Raw genomic sequence first — 25,973 nt, forward strand, 5'->3', positions numbered from 1 at the left:
TATGAAGACAAATTTATATAAACTATTGTATTTAATAGTTTTATTCAGCTATTTTAACGGTTACTCTCAAGAAAATTCAAAACCAGCAGTAACTCAACGAATCATTGAGCCCATAGATCCTGATTGCGAGGAATATGAAAAATATCCCTGGTTTTATGATAATGATAATGATGGGGCCGGAGATCCCAATTATTCTCAAATGGCCTGCCAAAAACCGTCCGGTAAATGGGTAAGTAACAACAATGATTGCAATGACAATAATCCAAATATAACTTACTATGTTTGGTATTATGATAAAGACAAAGATGGATTTGGTGATCCTAGCTATCCGGCTTATGGTTGTACCCAGCCTTTGAACTATGTTTCCAATAATTTAGACTGCAACGATAACAATTCTCAAATTAATCCCAATACAAAATGGTATCTTGATACTAATGGAGATGGAATTGTCTCTGAACTTGATACTAATTATATTGTAAGCTGTACAAAACCAAATGGAAATTATGTTTCTTCTGCCACAGATTCAAGCTCACATTGGATTCATAATGTCAGTTTCGACAGCAAAGGAAATATTGTCGATGTTAATCGATCATACTTCGATGACTTAGGGAAACCTGGTGTGAGCTTATTCAGAGATTATGTGACCAATAAAATTTGGGGAACAGAAACCACTTACGACAATTTTAACAGACCGGATAAAACATCTTTCATCGCCCCCTCTCCACTTAATACTTTTGAAAAAACCAATTTTCTAAAAAGCAGCAGCGAAGCAGCAGCTTCTTCTTCACCTCCTACTCTTTCATTAAATAATATTGCATCAAGTGGCACCTATAAGGCTTCACAATCAATCACTGCTACAGGAGCCGTAGGTTCGGGCTTAAATGTAACTCTGATTGCACCAACTATAACATTAAGTAATAGCAACAGTTTTATTATTACTGCCACTACAGGAAGCAGTTTTGTAATTACTGCCGCAAATCTGCCTGACGCTTCAGCAAATCCTAGTTTGGCAAATTACTATAGTGATGCCAATACTGATGAACCATATCAAGCCACGGCCACACATCCTTTTACTCAAAATAATTATGATTCCCTTAATCCTGAGAATATAATAAATATTGTAGGCGGAAATAAAATAAATGGAGAATGGAAAACAGGATACTCCTATACTGTTCCTGCAGCACAGGAAATGTATTATGTATATGGATCAGATTATTATGATGGAGCCATTTCTGGAGGAAGAGAAGAAGTAATTACTAAATTCTACAAATCTGTGAGCGTCGATGCCAACGGTAATGAAAATGTTTCTTTTATTGATGGCGAAGGCAAATTACTGGCCTCTGCAAGATCAGGTTCAGAAGGTGGTGTTTCTTATCCAGTGGTTTCGCTGATAGGGACTCAGGGATTTGTAGATGTACACATTCCCAAAGGTATTACATCGGGAAGCTTAATAGGAAACCCGGGCTTATATAATATCTATGACCTAAAAACAGGATTAATTACTTCAAATCTAACGGGTGGAAATGCCTACAGAATAGAAGCTAAAACACCACCTGCGGCAGACCCAAAGGTTTATATTGCCTCTGGAGGACCAACATATGATAATGGCTCATTAGGAATAACTTATAATGTTAACTATTATGAGTACGCAGTAAATATCTATAACAAAACAGGTCAGTTAATAAAATCAATACAGCCTAAAGGATATACAAATAATACAAGCATAACAGCGAGCCCCGCTCATATGACCTCTGCTAATTTTGCCACAACTTATACCTATAATGGATTAGGCCAATTGACCGAATCATCAAGTCCGGATCAGGGAACCAGTAAATTTGCTTATCGAAATGATGGACAGCTAAGATATTCCCAAAGTGCACTTCAGTCAGATACAAAAGTATCCTATACAAATTATGATAGATTAGGCAGACCTATAGAAAGTGGTATTATCACAGGTAGTAACGGAATATGGGCTACAGCTGCACTAGCTGCCAACAATAGTCAATTAATAACAGGGACCATTTCTGAAAGAACCTTTTCTGTTTATGATTTTACCGAAAATACGGTAAACGTTGACAATTCGTTACCAACACCATACTCACTAACGATACCTTCAAACCAAAATCTTGCTACATTGGTTCCGGGACTAAGCAATTCGCAAAATAATCTCTCAGGAAATGTCGCTGTGACTTATAAAGCCGATTCGGCAAATACAATAAATGCGATTACCTGGTACAGTTATGACTTATATGGAAGAACAGAATGGATTGCACAATACAATGATGGGATTGGAGCTAAAACCATTCATTATGAATATGATCATAAAGGAAATGTAAAAAAAGTTATACTTCAAAAAGATAAGGGAACTGAATTATTTGTCCACCAGTATACTTATAATGCAAATAATGCATTGACAAAAGTTGAAACTTCGACAACAAATGCTCCTGGAAGTTTTATAACTCATGCCGATTATACCTACTATAAAACCGGAGAGCTAAAAAGAACTAATATCGGACAGGGAATTCAGGGTCTTGATTACGTATATACATTGGGAGGACAATTAAAAAGTATTAACCATCCTAGTTTAGAGAGTGCAAAAGATCCCGGAGGGGACGGACTTACCGGTTCTACAAATGCAGCAGTTACTGCTGATATATTTGGTTTAACATTAGATTATTATAATGGTGATTATTTACGCACCGGACGAAACATTACTTCTTCTCCAACTGCTGGAGCAGATTATAACGGAAACATAAAAGCAGCACGTTGGGCAAATAAAGCCATAACGGGAGATTATTCCGGAGGTACAGCCAATCAAAAAGCATATTTATACAATTATAATCGCAACAATTGGTTAACAGGAGCTACATTTGGAAATGCAAATACAAGCAGTGCTATAATTACAACATCATCTATTTTGGGTGAAGGCGGTTTAACTTACGATCCAAATGGTAATATAAAAACACTGGCAAGAACCGATAATTCAGGTCGCGTTATTGATAATTTAACATATAATTACAGTACAAATAACCAATTAAATAGTATTACTGACTCTGGTATTGTGGATAATAGCTTGAATGATATTAGAAATCAGACTTATCAGTATAATGCTATAGGACAGCTCACAGATAATTTTTCTGAAAATTTAAACTATATTTACAACGCACAGGGGTTGGTAACAGAAGTAAAGAAAAATAATACATCCTTAGTAAAGTTCTTTTATAATGAAAGAGGACAGCGTGTCAGAAAAGAAAGCTATGGTCCTTTCCCTGGAACCACTTATTATATACTTGATTTATCGGGAAATACCTTAGCGATATACACACAGTCTGCAGGCGGAAGTATAACCCAATCTGAACTGCCAATTTATGGTGCAAGCAGATTAGGTATTACCAATAGATCAAATATAACAAACTATGAAATTACGGATCATCTAGGAAACGTAAGGGCGGTAGTACAGCGAGAAAACGGAAGTACAGTTACAAAATCGTATGCTGATTATTATCCATTTGGAGAAGTATTATACGGACGCAATTCATTCGACAAATATCGCTACGCTTTTCAAGGGCAGGAATTGGATCAGGATACACAAATGGAGGCTTTTCAATTACGTCTTTGGGATGGAAGGATAGGAAGATGGTTAACCACTGATCCCTATGGTCAATATGCTTCTCCTTATTTAGGGATGGGAAATAATCCGATTGGAATGATAGATCCTGACGGTGGATTTTCTTGGTTTGGAGCTCGTTTAAGATGGGCATTAGGAGGTTTTGAAGGAACACTTACAGGAAAAAGCAGTACAGGTGAGTATGGTATAAATTATGGGCAAACTTCATCATATGACTCGGAAGGAGTATATATGACTAACAATATCAAATGGCGTGATGAAGCATCTGATTTTTTTGACAGCGTTGAATTTACATCAGACGTTCAAGCAAAATTTACTGTAGGTTTTCAAGCTGGTGTTAAAATTAATAATGCAGTTAAACTTGAAGGAGGCCTGATGACATCGCAAATTGGAGGTTTCAATTTAGGTACAAGTGGTAATTACACTTTTGGTGAAGATGAAGAAGAATTAATGCATAATTTTATAGGAGGAGAAATTGGAGGAGTAAAATTAGGAGGTCTAGATCTTGGTATTGGGGCAAAATACGATTATACTTTTTCAAACAAAAGTTATGGTGGCGGAATTAGACCCGTAGCAGGATCAGGAAAACATAACTGGGAGTACAACATTCTCCTTGCAAAATCTTCTAAGGGATTTGATGTCGTAAAAGAGAGAATAAGATTAAGCCCTAGCCTTAAATATAAAGAAATTCATAAGGATAAAACATTCCAAGGTTTAGATTTAGGGGCCTCAGCTAAATTAATACTCGGTGTCGATGTAAATGCAAGAATAGGGATCTCTTACTAATTATTATAAAATGGAAAATACTTATTATATAGATCAAAGTTATCATAATATAACGATTTTAGACAGCGAAAATAAAAGTGTAATATATGCGGAAAGATATGCAAATTGGTTTGGGAAAGTTTCTACTAGTGTACAATTAGATACTGGTGAAATTATTGGAACATTTTATAGCAATATATTTTATAAAGGTTTTAAAATAATCAAAAACACAACTTTGTATACGATATATTTTAAAAAAAAATCAAAAAAACTAATCGTTGATGATTGTATTATAGAGGAAAAAAATGATTTAGCTTTAAGAGTTAGTTCTTCCATATTAGTGAACGGCACACTAGTTTTAAAAATATATCCAGTAAATATTCTTTCTACAAACTATAAATTAAAAATAGAAGTGATTCATAATAATAAAAATGATATTTACCTTGCTCTTATTTATATATTGCTAACGCTAGATATTTTAATTTCTTGAATAAATTAGTTTTATACGTTTACTAATATCTTATCAAAGCAACCCTTAAAATAAATATTGAATGAAAAAAAAGTATCAATTATTTCTTTTACTATGTTTTATATCTTGTAATAAAGCAACTAATACAGACATAGAAATTAATGCTGTTCAACAAGTTTTAAATTTTTACAATGGAATCTGCAAAAAAAGTAAAGGATACGAGATAAAAGATGGAGTAGAAAAACAATACTTTGAATTAGAAATAAGTGAAAGTGATTTACTACAAAACAGTATTCATAACGTTAAATCACATGCAGGTAATATCGCTTATCTATTTTATTCTAATTTAAAAAATGAAAAATCAAATTATGATGAAATAAGAGTAAAAATAAACTTTAAAAAAACTGAAAGTAAAGAGTTTAATTTTCCTGCTAAAGTATTAGAAGAAATAGAAAATTTACAATCAAAAATTAGTCTAATAAATAACAACATATTATCAAAAGATTATAAAAGCTTATCCAATAAATTTAGCACTTTAGCTAATATTAATGAAAAAAGTATTGAGAATTTATTCACATTGATTGAAAGTAAATATGGAGTTCTAAAAAAAATTCAGCTTCAAGGTTTTAGCTTTGCAAAAACTGATTACGGAGACGTAATAATTTTTAACGAAGCACTTTGTTTAGAAAAAATTAATGGCGAAATTAATATAATTATAAAAAGAGAAACTAAAGAGTTGATCTCAATTGAAATACCTTAGATTTTAACTCAAAAAAGACAAAAGAGACCGATGGTCTCTTTTTTATTAGGTAGTGTCTCACTAACTGTGTAATTAAAAATAATGGGGTTTTAAAACCCCATTATTTTTTTGGACACTGTCCTAAAAAGTGTCCGTCTTTTTAGATACAGACTAAAAATCGTATCTTTTTTGTTACTTTAATATTCAGCAAAATTATTTCTCTCTCAACAGCTTCTCCAAATACCCTATTTTCTCTTTTTCAGACTCTAGCAATCGTTCATAGAGCTTCCAGTTTTCATCTACCATTTCCATCATTTTATCCAAAGGATCAAAGTAGCAACTATTCCCGTTTATAAAAGTTGCTCAAAAAATAGTTCAAAAAACGATTACAACAAAACACGTATTATTCGGGAAGTTTTAAGATATAAGTACTGATTTTTCCACTTTAAAAAAATCAATACCTGTCATTTTTAAACAAGGATAAAATCATTTCGCTTTTTTTTCCTTCTATAACTACAGGAATTTAAACACTGAAATACAATTAATTACAGCTATAAATAAAGTTTTCTGTAAATAAAATTCAGTGAAAATCTTAATATTTATAAGTGTTCTTAATTTGAAAAAAAAATATCTCCGCTATTAAAATCATAAACACCAACAAATCAAATACTTAACAACAAAACTTGTAAAAAATAATAAATATCCTACATTAATAAATAAAAATTATCTATTATTGTAAAGTTATACCAACAAAAAATGAAAAATATATCTTTATTTTCTGCAGTTTTTGCAGTACTCTTAAGTAGTATCGCAATCTATTTTGCAAAATCAGGTTCCCAATTAGTTTATGTAGATGTAAACAAATTAATTACCGGATACAGTAAAACAAAAGTGGCTAAAGCTGAGTTTGACAAAAAAGCAGCTCTAATGAAAGCCAATGTTGACTCTTTGATCAGTAATTGGCAGAATGAACTCAAAAACTACGAAAAAGAAAGAACTTCTCTCTCTCCTAAAGAATTAAAATTAAAACAGGAATTGCTGTCTAACAAACAGCAGCAGATAAATGGTTACCAGGAAGCTATTCAGAAAAAGATTGAAGAAGAAGACAAAAAGGTAACCCAGACCGTAATCAATGATATTAACGATTATATCAAAGAATACGGAAAAGACCATAACTACAAAATCATATTTGGTGCCAGTGGAGGTGGTAACATTATGTATGCTGAAGAATCTACTGACCTGACCGAAGAAGTTTTAAAAGGACTCAATGCTGAATATGATAAAAAATAATTTTTTACTATTTCTTTTACTTGCATTCATTTCCTCCTGCAGCAAATCATTTGATACACCAGAGGAAATGAATACGCATATACAAGACGAAGACAACGGCTACCTTTATAAAAAAACGATAGCAGGTGTTGATTATGTTTTACAATACCGTCCAACCGATTTGTTAGTAAAACAGGAACTGGGAGATAAAACGGATCCGGCACAAATAGAAAAATTCAGACAGCAGTACAATAAGTATATGTATTTTAATCTTTCTATGTCAAAAAACAATCAGGAACTATTAAACGGAGTTGCACAGGATAAAGCCAGATTTGGACAGATGGTCAACGAACTCGCTTTTGGGATGGAAGAAAAACTGCATGTTTATACGCCAGCAAAAGATACCCTAGCCCTAACCGATTTTATTTATCCCCGAATGTATGGCATGAGCAGCTCCACTTCTATCATGATTGTATATCCCCGTGACGAAAAATACCTCAAACAAAAATACCTGAATTTTGTCATTGAAGATTTAGGACTCGAAACCGGAGACGTAAAATTTAAACTCAATACCAAAGCCTTATTAAACGAACCAAAATTAGCATTTTAAAACCAAAACCATGATTCAATACCGTAAACGCCATCGTATTATTGCTGTTTTTTTCTGTTGGTATTTTTTCCAACAATATTCCCTAATTATTTGTTTGCTTCTAATAATGGCCCCAATTCATATGAAGCGGCAAATTTTGAACCTGTAGACGCTGCAGATATGGTTAACCTGGCAACTGGAGATATGTCATACGTGCTGCCATTATTAAATATACCGAGCCCGGAAGGTGGTTATCCATTAGCTTTATCTTATCATGCAGGTATAGCCATGGATCAGGAAGCTTCCTGGACAGGACTGGGATGGAGTTTAACTCCGGGAGCAATCAATAGAAACATAAATGGCTATCCTGACGATATTGACAAAGGAGATGATTACTCTTTTATTTATGATCAGGGTGGACAATTAAATTATTATAGTATTGGAATTGGTGCGGATTTTAATGGAATCAAGGTAGGTGTAGGTGCCTATTGGGGCTCTAATAAAACGCTGGGAGGAACCGTTGCCCTTGGGTATGGCCCATTATCAGCATCTCTGACAATGGGAACTTTTGGTACTTCAATTGGTATAGGTGCTGAATATTATGGAAGTGCTGAGCATTTATCATCTACATTCTCAAATGACATTTCTTTTAGTTCCATAAGAAACCTTGGAAGCAGTCTGCCTTCAGGAACAGGGTTAACTGCCGGCTCTGCAAATTTTTCACAAAATGGACTAGATATACAATCTTCCTATAAAGGTGTGTCAGTGGGAGCCTATGGTTTTTATGCTAGTTACGAGCATCGAAAAATAAAATATAGTTTTTTTCAGGAACAATTATCCAGTTACAATGGAATTCTATACTCTAATGTAAATCCAGATTTCACAAACCCTATAAAATACGATACCAATAAACTTGCAATTTATGAAGAAGGAGTGACCAACATTGACAATGTGATAAATTTATCTAAAAATTATCTTTGTGATAACGTTTTACTTCCTAACTATGATAATTATAAGGTACAGGCACAAGGTCTTTCGGGCAGCATTACACCAACTTTTACAAACGAAGCTCAATTAGGCCACGAAGATATAATATCTGATCTCTTTAATGTTTCAAGCACAAATTTTGGTGTTCAAAATGGATATTATGACCGTAACATAGGTTATGGTACCGTTTACAATACTGCCGATGTTGACCTTAAATTAAACAATAAGTTATTTTTTGATTTTGAAAATACAAATTCTTCATTTTTAAGGGTAGACCGAACAAAAATTACAAGTACTCTGCAACCTCCCGGATCATATGAATCATTTCTTGCTGCCAAGACAAATAAAAGCAATAATTTTAACGAAACAACGTCAAATGATAATATTCCTTTAAAAAATAATTATAGAAAAAGAGCAGGAAGACATATTGAAGCCTTTACCAATGAGCAAATTAGATCAGGCAGTGCAAAATTAATAAATGGCTTTATTGAAGCACTTAATTTGAATAGAAGTCAACTGGATGTTTATAGACCTGAATCTATAGGCGGATACCAGATAACCGACATTGATGGCAAAACATACCACTATTCATTACCTGTAATCAATCATGAAATTTGGTATAAAAATTTTAGTAATCAAACCAATGAGGATGCTAATTTTCTGGAAAGAGAACTTAATACCCCTTATGCTACCGACTGGCTGTTAACAGCTGTAACAGGTCCTGATTATGTAGATAAGAATGATAATGGTAAGGTTGACAAAGACGATTACGGTTACTGGATAGAGTTTGATTATGGCAAATGGTCTGATGGTTATATCTGGAACACCAGCTCGGGAAAAAATAACGTTATAAAAGGAAATGGCAGTGAAGCCGATCGTTATGAATATTACAGAGGCAGAAAACAAATCTATTATCTTGATGCAGCCAGAACAAGAACACATACTGCTTATTTTATAAAAAGTGTAAGACAGGATGCCACAGCGGATGCCTTAGCAAAATATAATGCCAAATCAACTAATGGTGTTTCTTCTTTTAATAGCACCAGCAATCCAAAAACATTTACTTCAGCGCTTACAAGTTTTGATCTTAACAATAAATTAAAATATCAAAACATACCAAATTATCCAACGGTTGCATATGGATGGAAATTTTACATAAATGGATATCAACGGGTTCATACTTATGCAGATTTTCCTGTACAATACTCCCTAAAACTAGATAAAATAATATTGGTAAAAAATAACGCTTTAATTCTTGAAAAAACAAAAGGGTCCCAATTGTTAACAGACAAAGGATATTTGTATAAAAACCGCTCATTTGAAATCACACTTGCCCGACTTCAAAAATTAGATTACTCTAACCACACAGATAAAAATGAATTTAAGGGGATTTATTATTCAAATACAAACTTAAGTTTAAAAGAGATAGCCATACATCAAAGTAAAAATGTTCTGGATACCGGTGACATTAATGGTATAGACATTGACTCAAAGGCTGAAAAAATTATTACTTTCCAGCACGATTATTCCCTAATGCCCACTTCCTTTCATTCACTGGCATCGAACCAAGGAAAATTAACATTAAATAATATTCAGTTTTTAGGTCATAAAGGTGCCGCTTATTTTCCAAAATATAAATTTAAGTATAATAATAACGTAACTCCTTATATTTTAAATAATCAGGACGCTTGGGGGTATCACAAAAATGCACCTTATACCTGGAGTCTTAATGAAATTACCACACCTATGGGGGCTAAGATGACCATTGATTATGAATCTGATGATTACGGAATAATTGCAACAAGCACCTCAAGTTATGGCAAAGGAGGCGGAATAAGAGTTAAACAATTAAATACTTTTGAAAACGGAAATTTAGTTTCACGATCAAATTATTACTATAATAAAATTGGCACTAACAAAGATGTATCTAACATTAATTATAAATCATCAGGGGTAATATCTTATGTCCCTTCTAACAATTTAAAACTGCCCTATTCTTCTGAGATACCGCCTCCTATAGTAATGTATGGTAATGTTTCTGTTGAAGAAACAACCGGTAATGATGAATTAGCATCCAGAACAGAGTATAATTTTGAGACCTTACCTGAATATAGTAATGATGCTGCTTCAGTTTACAACCTGGGGAAACATTTTGTAGTTGAGAAAATTCAAAATGAAACTTTTAATTCATCGCTGCCTGTAAATTATACAAAATACAATATAAAAAGCAGCTTAAATAATCTCGGCAGACTTTTATCTGTTAAGAATTACAATTCAAAAAACCAAATACAATATTCTTTAAAAAATGAATATGCAGCAGCTGTTGATCAGCAAGATGCACTGGGTACCAAACAGGAATCATTTTTATCTAAATCTGCCAAAAAAGAACCGGATCCAAGCACTGCCAACCCAGATCCTAATACAGGAGTGGTAACGTATGGTGCCTATTTTGTAAATGGTTTTTATGCAAATTCTGTCAGCAAAACCTGGTATCCAAATAAATTAATAAAAACTACTATCAGCAATCAGGGATATACCAGCAGCACTACTTATGATAAATTTGATTTTTTAACCGGAAATGTCGTCGAAAGTACAACTACGACCAGTAATGGACAATCCATAAAAAATAAGGTAAAACCAGCTTATACTTATACGCAATATGCTCAAATGGGTTCTAAAGCAGATAATAAAAATAATAAAAATATGCTGTCACAAATTGCGGCCGATTATTCCTATATTTTTGATAAAAACGACCCTGTCAAACCATGGAAAGAAACTGGTGTTGGTATCACAACATGGAGCAACATCTGGGGATACAAAGATATTGCTGGAAACAAAACAGAAGCTTCCAATGAAAAAGAGAAAATCTGGAGAAAACACAAGTCGTATGTTTGGAATGGAAGTAAAGAGGCAAATGGCACCTTTTTGAATTATACTGACACACAAACAACCAAAGATGATGGTTTTAACCGGGCACTGCCTTCCGGTGTTGGTTTAGATGTGACACAGCCATCTCAATGGAAACAAATTTCAGAAATAACATTGTACGATCATTATTCATCTATTCTCGAAACAAAAGATATAAATAAAAATTACAGGAGTAGTAAAATGGGAGATAATGAAACTAAAACAACCGTTAGTGGTAATGCAGGTTATGATGAAATGTTCTTTACAGGGGGTGAAAATGAAAAAACTATAAATGGTACAACCTGGCTGGAACCTGGAATATCTTTAAGCAGCGGGGCGTATATAAGCGAAAATTACCCCCATACCGGTAAAAAATCAATTGCCGTTACTAATGGAACTCAATGTGGCGTAACAATGAAAAGCGGGCAGCACAGAGCAGGCAGATATAAAGTTTCGGTCTGGGTTTCTCTATGGAATGGCTATCAGGCAAGAATAAAAGCTAATGGAAATACCTATGATTTTTCCGAAAATTACGAAGCAGGAAGCTGGATCTTAAAGGTAGCCTATGTAGATGTTACCTCAGGTGAATTTCCTATATACATTACTTCAAATGGCGGAACCGTTTATTTTGACGATCTGATGATTCGCCCTTTAGCCTCTTCTATAAATGGGTATGTGTACAACGAACGGGACGAACTAACGGCGATTATTGGAAACAACGGATTAGGTACAAAATTCGAATATGATGAGGCAGGAAGACTGATTAAAACTTATACAGAGGTAATTAACGATCGTGTTAACGGACCTTTGGGCGGGTTTAAACTGATCAGGGCAAACAAATTGAACAATAAATATTTATAGTTCAGTTCCCTCAAAATAAAGAGATGTTTTTTATAATTTTTTAATGCATAGAAAAATGATATACAATAAAAATATACGCCGTTCCTTTCGCTTTCCAATTCTTCTGGTAGTTTTCATTATTAACACTACTATTAATGCCCAGTCTATTAATATTGATACCCAAGATACCAGTGTAACCCTGGGAGGTACGGGAATATATTATCTGGATATGGACCCTGCAAGTAATTTTACCAATTTCAGGTGGGAAATTTCCCCTTATGATGCTGGTCAGTATGTGAATGGATCGCCTACAAATCAATCTACTTCTGTCCAGCTGTTTTGGATGAAACCTGGTGTACACCAAATCAGGGTTACCTATTTTAACAAAGGAGCCGTAAGAGATGAGTTACTGTCTTATAATATATATGTCTCTGAAAATCCTGACATAAGTAATGCTATTACAATAGTCAGTAACTGTAAAAATGTAGTCTTACAACGAAAAGATCCTCCGGACGGTATCACTTATTTTTGGCAGAGCATTAACAATGGCATCAGTACAGAGAATTCTACAAAGACAATAACTCTCAATAATGGAACAGAGTATTTTTTAAGGGCCAGAGCTAATTCCAGTGGTACATGGAGCTCAGCTTCTGAAAGAGTTCAATTTCAAATTAACCCGGATGCTTACTTAACATGGTATCTTGATGCAGATCAGGACGGATTAGGGAATCCTGATTATTATATACAACAATGTTCAGACCCTAGTACACACTATGTAAAATATGTACTGAATAATAATGATACCGACGATGGTGAAGCTAACTTTACCATTGATGATTCTATTTTACCAAATTCAGATAACGAATTTCATTGGACGCATCAAATTTCTTATGATATAGCGGGAAGAGTAACTGGTATTTCCAGAACTTATTTTGACGATTTGGGCAGAGCCGATATATCCTTATCAAAAAATATCGTTTCCAAAAAAGTCTGGGGCACAGAGACAACCTATGATCATTTTGGAAGAATTGACAAATCTTCCTTTATATCACCTTCAAATCTGGCAACACTCAACAAAGTCTATTTTTTGAGTTCCAAGTATCAGGCTCCTCCCAGCAGCATCCCTGTAGATAAAACAGTTGGAGCGATCACTACAAGTCAAACTATTCAGGTGAGTAATTCCCTGATCGCTAACGGAGCTATAAGTCCCGGATTAAATGTTTCTTTTACAGGCAGCAGTATCTCTCTAAAAGCTGGCTTTAGTGTTAAAGGAACTTCAGGAGGAGTTTTTAATGCTACGGCCAAAGCAGCAGCTGCCGAGACGCGTACTTCTTTGGCCAATTATTATTCTGACAACAACAGCCTTGAACCTTATCAGGCCACTGCCACACACCCGTTTACTCAAAATAATTATGATTCTTTGAACCCTGGCAATGTAATAAACATTATAGGTGGTAACAAAATAAATGGAGAATGGAAAACCGGATACTCCTATACCGTTCCTGCAGCACAGGAAATGTACTATGTATATGGATCTGATTATTATGACGGTCCTGTCTCCGGAGGGAAAGAAGAAGTAATTACTAAATTCTACAAAACCGTAAGTGTGGATGCTAATGGTAACGAAAATGTTGCTTTTACTGATGGAGAAGGAAAATTACTGGCTTCTGCCCGTTCCGGAGGTTCTGCCTCCTATCCGGTAGTTTCTCTTATTGGTACTCAGGGATTTGTAGATGTCCATATTCCCGCAGGAATAACATCCGGAATTTCTTTAATAGGCGGGGCTGGATTGTATAAAGTATACGATTTAAAAACAGGTTTAATTACTTCAAGCCTCACTGGCGGAAATGCGTATAGAATCGAAGCTGTAACACCTCCTGCAGCAGACCCGAAAGTGTATATCACTTCCGGAGCGCCAACATACAATGCCGGTTCACTGGGTATTACTTATAAAGTTAATTATTATGATTATGCCGTAAATGTATACAACAATACCGGGCAGTTAATAAAATCAATACAGCCTAATGGTTATGTAAACAATACCACAATTACAGCCAGTCCTGCCCATATGACTTCTGCAAACTTTGTAACAACTTATAAATATAATACATTAGATCAGCTCATTGAAGTATCCAGCCCGGATGAAGGCATTAGTAAATTTGCTTATAGAAATGACGGACAGATTAGATATTCACAAAGTGCCCTTCAGAGAGACACCAAAGTTTCGTATACCGATTATGACAGCTTAGGCAGACCAACAGAAAGTGGTGTTATTACCGGAAGTAGCGGAATATGGACTGCTGCCAGTTCAAACCCTAACAGTGATCTGGCGGCAGGTACACGCTCAGAACAGTCCTTTACAATTTATGACTATACTGAAAACAATACAACCTCTACTCCATTACCTGTCAGCCCGGTCAATTTAACCCTTGCGGGTGTATTAACAACTGCCGGAATAAATACTGCCGGCTATACCCAAAACAATTTATCCGGAAATGTGGCCATTACCTACACCAAACCGGCTGCTGCCATAACAGCCATTACCTGGTACAGCTATGATTTATACGGAAGAGCAGAATGGATCGTACAATACAATGAAGGTATTGGAGCCAAAACCATTCATTATGAATATGATTATAAAGGCAATGTAAAAAAAGTAGTATTTCAAAAAGACAAAACGGCCGAATTGTTTGTACACCAATATACCTACGATTTAAACAATACACTTACCAAAGTCGAAACCTCAACAAATAATACAAACTTTGTAACCCAGGCAGATTACAGCTATTACCAAACGGGAGAATTAAAGAGAATCAATATTGCTCAGGGATTACAGGGTCTGGATTATGTTTATACGCTGGGCGGACAGCTTAAAAGCATCAACCATCCCAGTTTAGAAAAATCTAAAGATCCGGGCGGAGACGGCAATGATGTATTTGGTTTAACGCTTGATTACTACAACGGAGACTACCTGCGTACGGGCCGAAATATCACCTCCTCGCCTACTGCCGGATCTGACTATAACGGAAATATAAAAGCGGTACGCTGGGCAAATAAAGGTGTGGCAGGAGATTATTCCGGAAGCACGGCCAGTCAAAAAGGCTATTTATACAATTACAACCGTAACAACTGGTTAACCGGAGCTGTATTTGGAAATACAAATTCAGGCACCACGGCCATTAGCCCTGTTGCCGGTTTGGCCGAAGGAGGTTTAACTTACGATGCCAACGGAAATATCCAGACCCTGCAAAGGACTAATCAAAACGGTACTATTGTAGATAATCTTACTTATAATTACACCAATACGGGTAAAAACCAGTTAAACAGTATAACCGAAAGTGCCGCAGTAACAGCTGATCCCAATGACATTGAGAATCATGCTCCAGGAAACTATGTTTATGATGCCATTGGGCAGTTAAAACAAAATGTTTCCGAAAATTTATATTATTTTTACAATACACAGGGATTAGTAACCGAAATTAAAAAAGGTACCAATACTTTAGTGAAGTTCTTTTATAACGAAAGAGGACAGCGTGTTAAAAAAGAAAGTTATAATACCAGTACATTTGCTTTACAAAACACTTCTTTTTACCAGTTAGATTTCTCAGGTAGCACTATGGCGGTTTATAATTTACCAGGCGGGGGAAGTATATCGCAGGTAGAATTACCTATATACGGATTAACCCGTTTAGGAATTTACAAAAAAGCAAGCGGCGTTACCAGTTATGAAATTAAAGATCATCTTGGAAACGTAAGGGCTGTTATAGAAAAAGAAAATGGTAGTCCTGCCATTAAATCATTTGCTGATTATTATCCTTTTGGAGAGTTGTTACCTTCACGTAACTCGTTGAATTATCGCTACGCTTTTCAGGGACAGGAACTTGACACAGAAACCGGAATGGAAGCATTCCAGCTGAGGCTTTGGGACGGAAGAATTGGAAGGTGGTTATCTACCGATCCTTACGGACAATATCCTTCTCCTTATTTAGCAATGGGAAATAATCCAATTACTAGAATCGATCCTGATGGAGGATTTGATGATTATGGACTAGATAAAAATGGAAAAATCTCTCTCATGAGAACTACAACTGACAATTTTGACAGGTTAATTGCAGTAAATGGAGATGTTATAGATGGAAATATTCAAAAAGGTATTTTATGGAATGGTATGGATTTAGGTTCAAATATAAATCTTATTAGTTTGTCACAAAAAAATATGTATGGAGAAAAAGTAAAAATGGATGAAGTTAATGATTTACTTTTTAGAGTCTCCCTTTATTCTGACAAAGAGATATCTTGGGGTAAATATATGAGTTTTTCCGATCTAGATGGATATGCTCTTATAATGCCTTACAAAAATAATAAATTTGACGAATCTACATCTGGGTCTCCTGGTATTGAATTCAGTAGAAACCATAATTTTTATTCGTTAGTACAAGATTATCATACTCATCCATCATTTGCAAAAGGTTTTGGATATGGAAATCCATCACCTTCAGATAAAATTATAGCATTTAGTAAAGGTCGAGAAAATGTTGAAGCATACATAATATCTAGAGAAACTAGACTTACAAGATATGATAAAGCAGAAATTTTTAAAAGCCCTACACTTAGTCCTACTAAATATTACAGAAACGAATTAATTACTAAATCTTACGTAAAAAACAATTGGGGATGGAAAAAAAATTTTTAATATTACTTAGTATCTTTTCTCTTTTTTGTTGTCAAAAAAGGAAAGAAAATAACTTACAAGTTATATCTTCATTTTATAAGAATTTAGGAGATTCAATAATTGTTGTTGAATGTAAAAATGAATTTGGTTTTGAAATTTATAATTCGAAAGTTCTACTTCCACCAATAAATGTCTTCAATGATATTAAAGGAAAAATAGAGACACATTATAAAAGTGTAAATAATCATTTGCTGATATATTCAACTACATATTTTGGAAAGAAAAATAATTTTATTGATGAAAAAGAAAAACTAAAAAGAGAAGGCCTCTTAAAAGATTTCAATTCAAGGACTGGAAATAATTATTACAAAAACGGGATAATTTTTATATTTAATAATAAAAAGTCATCTTATATTGTAGTTAAGGAAAATATCTTAAATATGACTCAGAATGAAATTGAAACAGAATTTTACAAAAATCATGGTATTATTGAAAAAGATAGTTTTATTACTTTAGCAAAGAAATATTCTGACAGTGCTACTTTTATGACATACAAAACTTTATGGAATGATAATGTTGTATATAATAAATGATAAATATAAAAATAGGAGAAGTAGATGATATAAATTCCGAATATCCATATTTGGAAATATTCTTAAAAGATAATAAGACCCCTTTTTTGGAAGTTGGAGTTTCAGAAGAAAAACAATTAGTTTTTAAATTTTATTCCTCTAAAACTGATATTTTAATTAACTCCGAAGAGTGGGAATACATTTTTTCTGTTGCGAACGATTTCTTGCCAAGGGTATTAAAAAATGAAGATGATTTTTTAAATTTTCTAGACATGTAATAGTCCTACTACCCCTTCAACACAACTAGAATTACCTTTACACGATTTACCAATTTACAAAAAAGCAGGCGGCGTTACCAGTTATGAAATTAAAGATCATCTTGGAAACGTAAGGGCTGTTATAGAAAAAGAAAATGGTAGTCCTGCCATTAAATCATTTGCTGATTATTATTCTTTTGGAGAATTACTGCCTTCACGTAATTCGTTGAATTATCGCTACGCTTTTCAGGGACAGGAACTTGACACAGAAACGGGAATGGAGGCTTTCCTGCTTAGACTGTGGGATGGAAGAATTGGACGATGGTTAAATCCAGATCCCGCAGACCAATTTGATAGTCCTTATTTAGGAATGGGAAATAATCCTATTAATGGTATTGATGAAGATGGAGGAATTTTCGTCCTTGGCAAATTAACACAAGGGCAAAGAAAAATTTGGAATCAATATGTTAACTATGTTCGAAGTACAATATATGGGCGTCTAGTTTACGACAAGATTCAAAATGATAAAAATTTTACAGTAAATGTTGTATGGGAAGCAAGACATAATCACAAAGAGGGTGATTATTTCTTCGCTTCTAATGAACCAACGATAATGGGAGACTCTGGTAATTATCTTTCTATTTCAGATCGATTTAGTACACAATTGCAAAATGGTCTAGAACTAGAAAGAAGTTTAGGAGGAGGCAATTATTTTGAAAAACAGGGAAAATGGATATTTGTTGGACATGAAATATTCCACGCCTATCAACTACTAATGAAAAGGCACTTAAACGGTGGGATTGAAAAAGAGCTTGATGCTTCAAGATTTCAGAATTATTTATATAGCCATACAGGAGGAAATGAGGCATTTTTCAGAAAAGGATATTATAGCAAAGGAAATCTTAACAAAATAAGTGGCTCTCTAGATATACCAAATGATATGGTCAAAGACATACAAAACGCATATAACAAATCATATAAAAAAGAAGGTAATTTTTACTTTAATATTCTTCCACTAAGAACTACAAACCCAAATCCATTTGATAGTTATAAAGAAAAGAAATAACTGTCTGTACAAATACATAAATTATGAAACAAGTATTATACATATCATTTAAAAAATTGACAGGATTAGGCATCATAATCCAAGGGATAATTTTTATAGATCAATCTTTTCAACTATTTATTCAAATAAATGAAAATAAAAAACATCCAAACATTTGTTTTTTTGGTGGTGTTGAAAATCCAACAAATTATTTATTCCCAGGATTATATATCTGTTTATTTGGAACAATTTTAATATTTAGCACTCCATTATTATTAAAAACACTAGTTAATTTTAGCCTAATAATGCCATCTTATTTTCTTTCTTATTTCGTATTATTCTCAATAATCAATTTTCAAATTAATATCTCTTTAGATTTAGTAAATAAAATATTTATTTTTTTAGGCATGTATTTCTCTACTATCTGGATTTCAAAAAACAGCTATTTTGATTGGAAAAATCAAATTAAGAATTATTATCTGTTCTCATGTATTTTTGGGTTCTTATTAGCTGTGGTCTATTATTTTTGGGTCAATAATTAAAATAAATCAGATTTTGCTAGATATAAACCGGCAGCTAGTGGATATATTGGCACTAGAAACTATACAAATTGGAAAATGTATACAATTTGGAATACTCCAAGTCTATTAAGTAAAACAACTTTTATACGAATTTGAGCAACGGTTATGAAGTTATTTCTGGTTTTTCGTCATATTAATTGTTAATATTATATAAAATGATTTATAAATCAAACCGATATTTTAGAATTTGGGCTTATACTGTAAGTCATAATTCTTTACTTTTAAGAAGCAATATGTTCTATCCTGACCATGATGATTATTCAATAGAAACTTCATTTAATATTGATATTGAGATATGGGATGTAGCATATATTGGAATTCCTTCTTTTATAAATAATATAGAAATTAAAGAAATAACAATAGATTTATTACCTATTGATGTAGACAAAAATTTATGCGAATTTGACAGGAAAATATTTGAAATCACTATTGATAATAAAAAATACTATATTATAGCGGGTGGATTATTAATCGCAAGTAATCGCTGGGGAAAAGAGAATAGAATACTCAATTATGATCTTAACTTACAACATGATGAAATAATATTTTCTCAACAAATTAATAGCAGGAATAAAGCAAAATACCATTGCTCTTGAAAGAGTTTGTATCAAAGGTTGGCAAATGTCTCTGACTTTGGACATTTATATATAACTGATTTGATTCCCTAGAATCATCATCCTTTTGAACTATACAAATTAGGAAATGCATACAATATGAAATAATCCTACATTACAAAAGAAAACGACTTTCTATTATGATTTTGCTGACGGAATTAAAAAATACAGCGGTTATTCTCCTTATTAGTAACAAGCATTAAAAAATAATTAAATAAAATAGTAAATGTTATTTCAATCAAACAGATATTTTAGAATTTTAGCTTATACAGTAAGTCATAATTCTCTACTTTTAAGAAGTGATATGCAATTCCCTGAAGATGATGATTATTCTATTGAAACGTCATTCAATATTGATATAGAATTATGGAACGTAAGCTATATTAGTATACCAGCAGATTTAAATAACATAGAGATTAGGCAAATAAATGAAGAATTACTACCCATTACTATAGATAAAAGTTTATGTAATTATAAACGGAAGATTTTCGAATTTGTAGCTGATAATACAACTCATTATATAATTGCTGGGGGACTGTTAATAGGAACTAATAAGTGGCTAAAAGAAGATAGAATATTTAATAATCATCGTAATTTGGAACATGATAATATCATTACTCAAGCCTAAATCATTATATTTCACAAGAAAAAAAACACTTTTTCTTAAATAGTCTCATTTTTCTAATTCTAAAAATCTCTAATTTAAAAATATTAAAAAAGTTGTCAATACTTTAGTGAAGTTCTTTTATAACGAAAGAAGATCGCGTGTTAAAAAAAAGCAGATTTTAATGGCGAAAACCATAGTAGAAATGCAAAAGGAAATAGAAGATAAAAATAACTTATATACTATTATAGTTGAAGTTTTTAATGGCGGTACTTATATAGCTCAGGTTTTCGAAGCTGATGAATATTTATCTTTAAAGCAATGGATTAATAATCTTATTGTTAGTAATGAAATAGACGAATTTAGCAGGAAAGAATTGATCGAATTAAAAGAATATATTGCTAACGAAGATTACAAACCTATTAAAATAAAAGACAGAATAAATGTTTGGAGTTCTTTTTTTTCAATAAAAGACAAGGGAATTTTAATAAATATTATATTGACTTCAACTGGCGAACGTTAGAAATTGTAATCTATCAAAGCTTACTACGAATAGTTGCATAAATATATTTGAACTGCATCCAAGAGAGTGTTTAAAATTTTGGATGCAGTCTATTTAAATATGAGTTTTTGGGTAAAAAAGCACCCGTTGCTCAATATGATTTATATGTGGATAATGCAACAAAAGAAATATTTATCTTTAAAAAAGGTGGAAAAGGAGAAGGAATTGCAACGGGTTATTATATAAAATAGAAAATGGATAATACAAATATAAGATGCTATTTAAATCTTGCTTATGAAACAGATTCTGCAGCCAGTAATAAGAGTGAATTAACTGAATATTTTAATGACAGAGGTATTGTAGATTTTAAAATTATAAAAACAAGAGTTGACTCAGGAATTGAATTATTTGACTCAGGATATGTTGAGTCTTTGTTTGTTGAAGAGGTTTTAGAAGAGCTCCTTAATAAGCTAAAGTTATATCATGCAGATATTAAAAAATTAATTTCTGAAATTGATTTTTCTGTAAAACGAGTTGAGGTCGTTATAAATATTTATGATCAAGAAATGCCTTCTATTTTTTTAAATAATAACATTATTGAATTTTTAAATTTAAATGGTTTTGATATTGAATTTGATATGTATTCTTTTAATAGTAATCTATCAGAATAAGTATCTTTCTTTGTAAATATTCATAAACGTTAGGGCGGTTATAGAAAAAGAAAGCGGTAGTCCGGCAATTAAATCATTTGCTGATTATTATCCTTTTGGAGAATTATTACCCTCACGTAATTCGTTGAGTTATCGTTATGCTTTCCAAGGACAGGAACTGGATCCCGAAACCGGAATGGAAGCATTCCAGCTGAGGCTTTGGGACGGACGAATTGGAAGATGGTTATCTCCCGATCCTTACGGACAATATGCTTCTCCTTATTTAGGAATGGGGAACAACCCGATTGGAACTATTGATCCTGATGGAGGATTTGATATTGAGCCAACAACTCCAGGTATAAGACATAGTGCTCAACCCGAAGGAGATTATTATTGGAATGACGTAACTAGTTCTTATGAGTTTGAAGCGAGACCTCTTAATCGATTCACTCCATTTGATGATGCAAATAATTTTTTAACAATGAGCCTAAACACTGCAGGAACATTAGCTCCTCTAGATAATTATATGAAAGCATTAGATGCAAATAAATTTATATTCAATTATAATGGAATAGATAAAGTTTGGAAAATGGGATACAATGGAGGAGGAAGTGCAAAAATATCAAGTTCTTTGATTCAATCTGCCAAAGCGGAAACTCAATTTCTGGGAACTCTTGGATATGGTCTTAAATATGGAGGAACTGGCTTAGCTATTTTAGGGGCAGTGAGTACAGAAAGACAATACCAACTTGGCTACATAAATGAAGATAGGAGAAACTTTGATCATGCTATAAATGCAATTAACACTCGTTTCCCTATCTTTGCATTAGGCACAATACCTGGTAATTATATAGGACAAAAATATCATCCCCAAATTGAGAATCAAGTAACCAACCCTAATGCTTTCGTTCACAAAACCACAGCATTCATGTTAAGATTAGGTGGGCTACCAACAAGTCGTGAAGATAAATAATTTTATAATAAATTAAAAAATGATTTTTTTCGATATAATTTTAATTAACATCTATAAGTTTTTAAAGATGACACATTATAACTTTTTAGATAAGAATAATGAGGATATGAAAATACATTCTTTTATAATATTTTGCGGGCTTCAAAGTATAAACATGTTTAGCCTTATTGGTATATTATATTTTTTTGTTTTTGCAAAAGTTCAGCCAACAATTTTAATGTATATAGCTTTTATAATTCCCTTTATTTTTAATTACATTATTTATTATAAAAACAAAAGGTTTGGTAAGATCATATTTTCTGAATTAATAAATACTAATATTATCCATTATGTATTAACACTTATATACATATTAGGTACTTTTTACTTAATGTACACTGTTAGTAATTATGTGAGAATTAATTACCTTGGTATTTCGAATACTCAATGATATTAGAATATCATCAGTAAGTATTTTGTTTGAATATGAATTAATTTGACAACAATATCTCTTTAGGAGCTCTATTTATCCTTGAAAAATAGTAAATAATTCTTTTTTTAGAAATTGGAGTTTCAGAAGAAAAACAATTAGTTTTTAAATTTTACTCATCTAAAACTGAGATTTTAATCAACTCCGAAGAGTGGAAATTCATTTTTTCTGTTGCGAACGATTTCTTACCAAGGGTATTAAAAAATGAAGATGATTTTTAAATTTTTCAAAGTATAAATTGATAATGGATTAAACAACTGATTTTATGAAGGGAGTAAAGAGTTTTTGGGCTTTTTAGAAAGAGGATTATGATAAACATTAAAAATATAGAATTAATTTGGAATAAACTCATTATTGACTTAAATGAGGATGACATCGTATTAGAAGCAAAACTTCTAAATACTACTATTGAAGATTATAACAAACTACTAAAAAACTTAAAAAACTTTTATACTTTTCCGATGGAATATACTTGCGAAGGAAGAAAACAAATGATTCCCTCATCAATTAATGATGTTTTTTTTGATGATAATGGTATAAAAGAATTGAAAATTGATTTAGGAAAATTGACTGTCACAAATGCTTTTTTTGAATCTAACGAAATTGAATTTTATACTGATTCTGTTTTGAATCTGAATTCACAAGATGTGGTAAGTTTCTTTGGTTTTATTGAATGGATTGGAGAAATTATGGAGAAGAAAATCTTAATTTTCGTCGAATCATACCCAAGTCCATCAGTAACCTACGATTTTAATAAAAAATTATACAAAACATATATATATTCAGACTGGGAATAACTGCCAATTACGCGGTTATTCCCACCCGTTTCTTAAGTGAGTCCGTTTTTCTATCATTCAGGTACTCGACTATAAAGTACGTACTTAGATTTAAAGACGCAGTGTTTGTAATACAGTCATAGAAAAACAGTATTTATTCTAGTTTTTTAATTGTAGTTCATTAATACTACAAAAATTATATCGCAAAATAAAAATATGTATCAACTCTAAAAAGTTTACCTATTTACATCCGCATGATACATATATGGGAAGAGAATCTCCTGATTGGGCAGGCGCCTTAAATTATAAAGTTCCTGGTGGCGGTCCTCAATCTGGCTTAAGAATACTTAAATTGACAAAATCAGACGGAACCATCGTATATGGATGGGGTAAAAACCATAATTATGCGAAAATTACTCCATTTTAAACTCACACTCAGATAAAATTTATTTATGAAAATCATTGAATTTGAACTTTATTATAAAAAACAGAGAATTCTTAGCTCTGATTATGTATACTTAGAAGATGATACAAATTTTTATTTCTATAATTTAATACTGGATAATGAAAACATCAATATTAAAAATGGGGAAAAAATTACATTTTTAGGTTTCATTAATAACATTTATGGAGAAAAAGTATATATAAATGAATATGAAATTCTTCTCAAGAAACAACTAAAATGCAATAAAAATCTAAATTGTTTAATAATAGATTGCGAAGTTGACTTTTCAGATGCAAACTATGATTATGATCAAGATTTGATTGACCTGTTTTATTTCTGGAATAAACATAATGATATATATGACTCCATCAGAAAGAATCAATATGTATCAACTTTAGCAACTTTATTATTTTCTGGAATACCTAAAGAAATTCCAAACAATAAAATAATAGAAATAGATGGAAATAATATTGAAAGCAAATATGACTTCTTCAATACTTTCGCAGAAAAATTATTAGGAAATCGAAGGTATATAGGCAATGGATTAGATTCATTAGCCGATTCTTTTAAAGAAGCAAAACTAGATAAAAATAGCAATAAGAATGTAGTTAATATAGCTAACTATAAAAATCTTGCAGAGACTTTTACTATTTATAGTAAAAATTATCTTGAAGAAATTATTGTTATTCTTGAAGAATTTGGATTTTATGTTAATAAAAAATAGTCATTAGTCTCTTAGAAAACTGTATTACAATTTTATATAGCAATAAAGAGACCTTCAATTGTGAATAATATAAAAAAAATGGAAAATGTATATATTTTAGAACATGTTTATGAATTTGAGGACATTGAAGAAATTAAATTTATTGGAGTTTTTACTACAAGAGAAAATGCTCTGAATGTCGTAAAAGAATTAAAAGATTTACCTGGGTTTAATAAATTTGATGAAATTTGTTTTCAAATAAGTGAATGTAAGTTAGATCATCATGAATGGAAATCAGGATTTATAAGTTGGGATGAAGCAAATTCAGCAGACTAAGATTCAATATCATAAACTATATTCGTCATTAAATCAATATGATTTCGTAATTAATTTATCAAAAAGCCCCAAGTAAAGCATTTAAAAAAGAAAGCTGATTTTAGTGGTGAAAATCATAGTAGACATGGAAAAGGAAATAGAAGATAAAAACAACTTATATACTATTATAGTTGAGGTTTTTAATGGCGGTACTTATATAGCTCAGGTTTTCGAAGCTGATGAATATTTATCTTTAAAGCAATGGATTAATACTCTTATTGTTAGTAATGAAATAGACGAATTTAGCAGGAAAGAACTAATCGAATTAAAAGAATATATCGCTAACGAAGATTACAAACCTATTAAAGTAAAAGACAGAATAAATGTTTGGAGTTCTTTTTTCTCTATAAAAGACAAGGGAATTTTAATAAATATTATATTGACTTCTACTACCGAACGTTTGGAATTGTAATCTATCAAGCCTTACTACGAATAGTTACATAAATATATTTGAACTGCATCCAAAAGAGTGTCTAAAATTTTGGGTGACACTATCCTAAAAAGTGTGTAAGTTTAAAATAACGGGGTTTGACTTTTTAATT

At 32.2% G+C, this 25,973-nt stretch carries 21 protein-coding genes; all 21 read left to right on the forward strand.

The features are described from left to right. The first annotated feature begins 1 nt into the window (after position 1). The 21 genes from ACODST_RS07610 (at position 2) to ACODST_RS07710 (ending at position 25,843) form a co-directional block, all read left to right on the forward strand. Positions 2-4,414: an RHS repeat domain-containing protein gene (locus tag ACODST_RS07610; protein WP_488931517.1), complete on the forward strand. Its 4,413-nt coding sequence runs from the start codon at positions 2-4 to the stop codon at positions 4,412-4,414. A 10-nt stretch (positions 4,415-4,424) separates the two neighbouring features. After that, a complete protein-coding gene (locus ACODST_RS07615; protein WP_488931518.1) occupies positions 4,425-4,883 on the forward strand; it encodes a hypothetical protein in 459 nt (152 codons plus the stop codon). A 61-nt stretch (positions 4,884-4,944) separates the two neighbouring features. Then, complete coding sequence (locus ACODST_RS07620) at positions 4,945-5,622, forward strand: hypothetical protein (protein WP_488931519.1); 678 nt, start codon at positions 4,945-4,947, stop codon at positions 5,620-5,622. A 735-nt stretch (positions 5,623-6,357) separates the two neighbouring features. Next, a complete protein-coding gene (locus tag ACODST_RS07625; protein ID WP_488931520.1) occupies positions 6,358-6,891 on the forward strand; it encodes an OmpH/Skp family outer membrane protein in 534 nt (177 codons plus the stop codon). A gap of 67 nt (positions 6,892-6,958) precedes the next feature. Continuing rightward, a complete protein-coding gene (locus ACODST_RS07630; protein WP_488931521.1) occupies positions 6,959-7,480 on the forward strand; it encodes a hypothetical protein in 522 nt (173 codons plus the stop codon). Positions 7,481-7,570: 90 nt separating this feature from the next. Then, positions 7,571-12,214 carry a hypothetical protein gene (locus ACODST_RS07635; RefSeq protein ID WP_488931522.1) on the forward strand — a complete coding sequence of 1,548 codons (4,644 nt, stop codon included), beginning with the start codon at positions 7,571-7,573 and terminating at the stop codon, positions 12,212-12,214. Positions 12,215-12,269: 55 nt separating this feature from the next. Then, entirely contained in the window at positions 12,270-16,886 is a 4,617-nt protein-coding gene (locus ACODST_RS07640) for an RHS repeat domain-containing protein (protein WP_488931523.1), read from the forward strand. Next, positions 16,868-17,458, forward strand: coding sequence for a hypothetical protein (locus ACODST_RS07645; protein WP_488931524.1), 591 nt, complete (start codon positions 16,868-16,870; stop codon positions 17,456-17,458). Before ACODST_RS07640 ends, ACODST_RS07645 begins: the two co-directional genes overlap by 19 nt. Then, positions 17,455-17,715 (forward strand): hypothetical protein, encoded by a 261-nt coding sequence (locus tag ACODST_RS07650; RefSeq protein WP_488931525.1) that lies wholly within the window; start codon positions 17,455-17,457, stop codon positions 17,713-17,715. Before ACODST_RS07645 ends, ACODST_RS07650 begins: the two co-directional genes overlap by 4 nt. 148 nt (positions 17,716-17,863) lie before the next feature. Beyond that, on the forward strand, positions 17,864-18,760 hold the full coding sequence (locus ACODST_RS07655) for an RHS repeat-associated core domain-containing protein (RefSeq protein ID WP_488931537.1): 897 nt from the start codon (positions 17,864-17,866) through the stop codon (positions 18,758-18,760). Between the two features lie 23 nt (positions 18,761-18,783). Further along, on the forward strand, positions 18,784-19,281 hold the full coding sequence (locus ACODST_RS07660; protein WP_488931526.1) for a hypothetical protein: 498 nt from the start codon (positions 18,784-18,786) through the stop codon (positions 19,279-19,281). 194 nt (positions 19,282-19,475) lie between these two features. Further along, a complete protein-coding gene (locus ACODST_RS07665; protein WP_488931527.1) occupies positions 19,476-19,916 on the forward strand; it encodes a hypothetical protein in 441 nt (146 codons plus the stop codon). 244 nt (positions 19,917-20,160) lie between these two features. Further along, on the forward strand, positions 20,161-20,562 hold the full coding sequence (locus ACODST_RS07670) for a hypothetical protein (RefSeq protein ID WP_488931528.1): 402 nt from the start codon (positions 20,161-20,163) through the stop codon (positions 20,560-20,562). Between the two features lie 160 nt (positions 20,563-20,722). Then, positions 20,723-21,061 (forward strand): hypothetical protein, encoded by a 339-nt coding sequence (locus ACODST_RS07675; RefSeq protein ID WP_488931529.1) that lies wholly within the window; start codon positions 20,723-20,725, stop codon positions 21,059-21,061. A gap of 107 nt (positions 21,062-21,168) precedes the next feature. Further along, positions 21,169-21,291 (forward strand): polymorphic toxin type 33 domain-containing protein, encoded by a 123-nt coding sequence (locus ACODST_RS07680; protein WP_488931530.1) that lies wholly within the window; start codon positions 21,169-21,171, stop codon positions 21,289-21,291. 3 nt (positions 21,292-21,294) lie between these two features. Continuing rightward, positions 21,295-21,711, forward strand: a complete 417-nt coding sequence (locus tag ACODST_RS07685; RefSeq protein ID WP_488931531.1) for a DUF4279 domain-containing protein — start codon at positions 21,295-21,297, stop codon at positions 21,709-21,711. 67 nt (positions 21,712-21,778) lie between these two features. Beyond that, a complete protein-coding gene (locus ACODST_RS07690; RefSeq protein ID WP_488931538.1) occupies positions 21,779-22,663 on the forward strand; it encodes an RHS repeat-associated core domain-containing protein in 885 nt (294 codons plus the stop codon). Between the two features lie 777 nt (positions 22,664-23,440). Then, entirely contained in the window at positions 23,441-23,929 is a 489-nt protein-coding gene (locus ACODST_RS07695; protein ID WP_488931532.1) for a hypothetical protein, read from the forward strand. Between the two features lie 431 nt (positions 23,930-24,360). Further along, the gene (locus ACODST_RS07700; protein WP_488931533.1) at positions 24,361-25,077 is read left to right on the forward strand and encodes a barstar family protein; all 717 of its coding nucleotides are present in this window, start codon (positions 24,361-24,363) and stop codon (positions 25,075-25,077) included. Between the two features lie 78 nt (positions 25,078-25,155). Then, complete coding sequence (locus ACODST_RS07705; RefSeq protein ID WP_488931534.1) at positions 25,156-25,392, forward strand: DUF7336 domain-containing protein; 237 nt, start codon at positions 25,156-25,158, stop codon at positions 25,390-25,392. A gap of 124 nt (positions 25,393-25,516) precedes the next feature. Continuing rightward, the gene (locus ACODST_RS07710) at positions 25,517-25,843 is read left to right on the forward strand and encodes a hypothetical protein (RefSeq protein WP_488931535.1); all 327 of its coding nucleotides are present in this window, start codon (positions 25,517-25,519) and stop codon (positions 25,841-25,843) included. Positions 25,844-25,973: the final 130 nt, after the last annotated feature.

It is taken from the genome of Flavobacterium sp. FG19 (assembly GCF_057809475.1).

Excerpts from the sequence above, each read along its gene's own strand:
- ACODST_RS07610 (WP_488931517.1), top strand. The coding sequence starts at position 2 with ATGAAGACAAATTTATATAAACTATTGTATTTAATAGTTTTATTCAGC.
- ACODST_RS07615 (WP_488931518.1), top strand. The coding sequence starts at position 4,425 with ATGGAAAATACTTATTATATAGATCAAAGTTATCATAATATAACGATT.
- ACODST_RS07685 (WP_488931531.1), top strand. The coding sequence starts at position 21,295 with ATGGATAATACAAATATAAGATGCTATTTAAATCTTGCTTATGAAACA.
- ACODST_RS07660 (WP_488931526.1), top strand. The coding sequence starts at position 18,784 with ATGAAACAAGTATTATACATATCATTTAAAAAATTGACAGGATTAGGC.
- ACODST_RS07710 (WP_488931535.1), top strand. The coding sequence starts at position 25,517 with ATGGAAAAGGAAATAGAAGATAAAAACAACTTATATACTATTATAGTT.
- ACODST_RS07645 (WP_488931524.1), top strand. The coding sequence starts at position 16,868 with ATGGAAAAAAAATTTTTAATATTACTTAGTATCTTTTCTCTTTTTTGT.
- ACODST_RS07695 (WP_488931532.1), top strand. The coding sequence starts at position 23,441 with ATGATAAACATTAAAAATATAGAATTAATTTGGAATAAACTCATTATT.
- ACODST_RS07670 (WP_488931528.1), top strand. The coding sequence starts at position 20,161 with ATGTTATTTCAATCAAACAGATATTTTAGAATTTTAGCTTATACAGTA.
- ACODST_RS07700 (WP_488931533.1), top strand. The coding sequence starts at position 24,361 with ATGAAAATCATTGAATTTGAACTTTATTATAAAAAACAGAGAATTCTT.
- ACODST_RS07650 (WP_488931525.1), top strand. The coding sequence starts at position 17,455 with ATGATAAATATAAAAATAGGAGAAGTAGATGATATAAATTCCGAATAT.
- ACODST_RS07620 (WP_488931519.1), top strand. The coding sequence starts at position 4,945 with ATGAAAAAAAAGTATCAATTATTTCTTTTACTATGTTTTATATCTTGT.
- ACODST_RS07640 (WP_488931523.1), top strand. The coding sequence starts at position 12,270 with ATGATATACAATAAAAATATACGCCGTTCCTTTCGCTTTCCAATTCTT.
- ACODST_RS07630 (WP_488931521.1), top strand. The coding sequence starts at position 6,959 with ATGAATACGCATATACAAGACGAAGACAACGGCTACCTTTATAAAAAA.
- ACODST_RS07705 (WP_488931534.1), top strand. The coding sequence starts at position 25,156 with ATGGAAAATGTATATATTTTAGAACATGTTTATGAATTTGAGGACATT.
- ACODST_RS07675 (WP_488931529.1), top strand. The coding sequence starts at position 20,723 with ATGGCGAAAACCATAGTAGAAATGCAAAAGGAAATAGAAGATAAAAAT.
- ACODST_RS07625 (WP_488931520.1), top strand. The coding sequence starts at position 6,358 with ATGAAAAATATATCTTTATTTTCTGCAGTTTTTGCAGTACTCTTAAGT.
- ACODST_RS07665 (WP_488931527.1), top strand. The coding sequence starts at position 19,476 with ATGATTTATAAATCAAACCGATATTTTAGAATTTGGGCTTATACTGTA.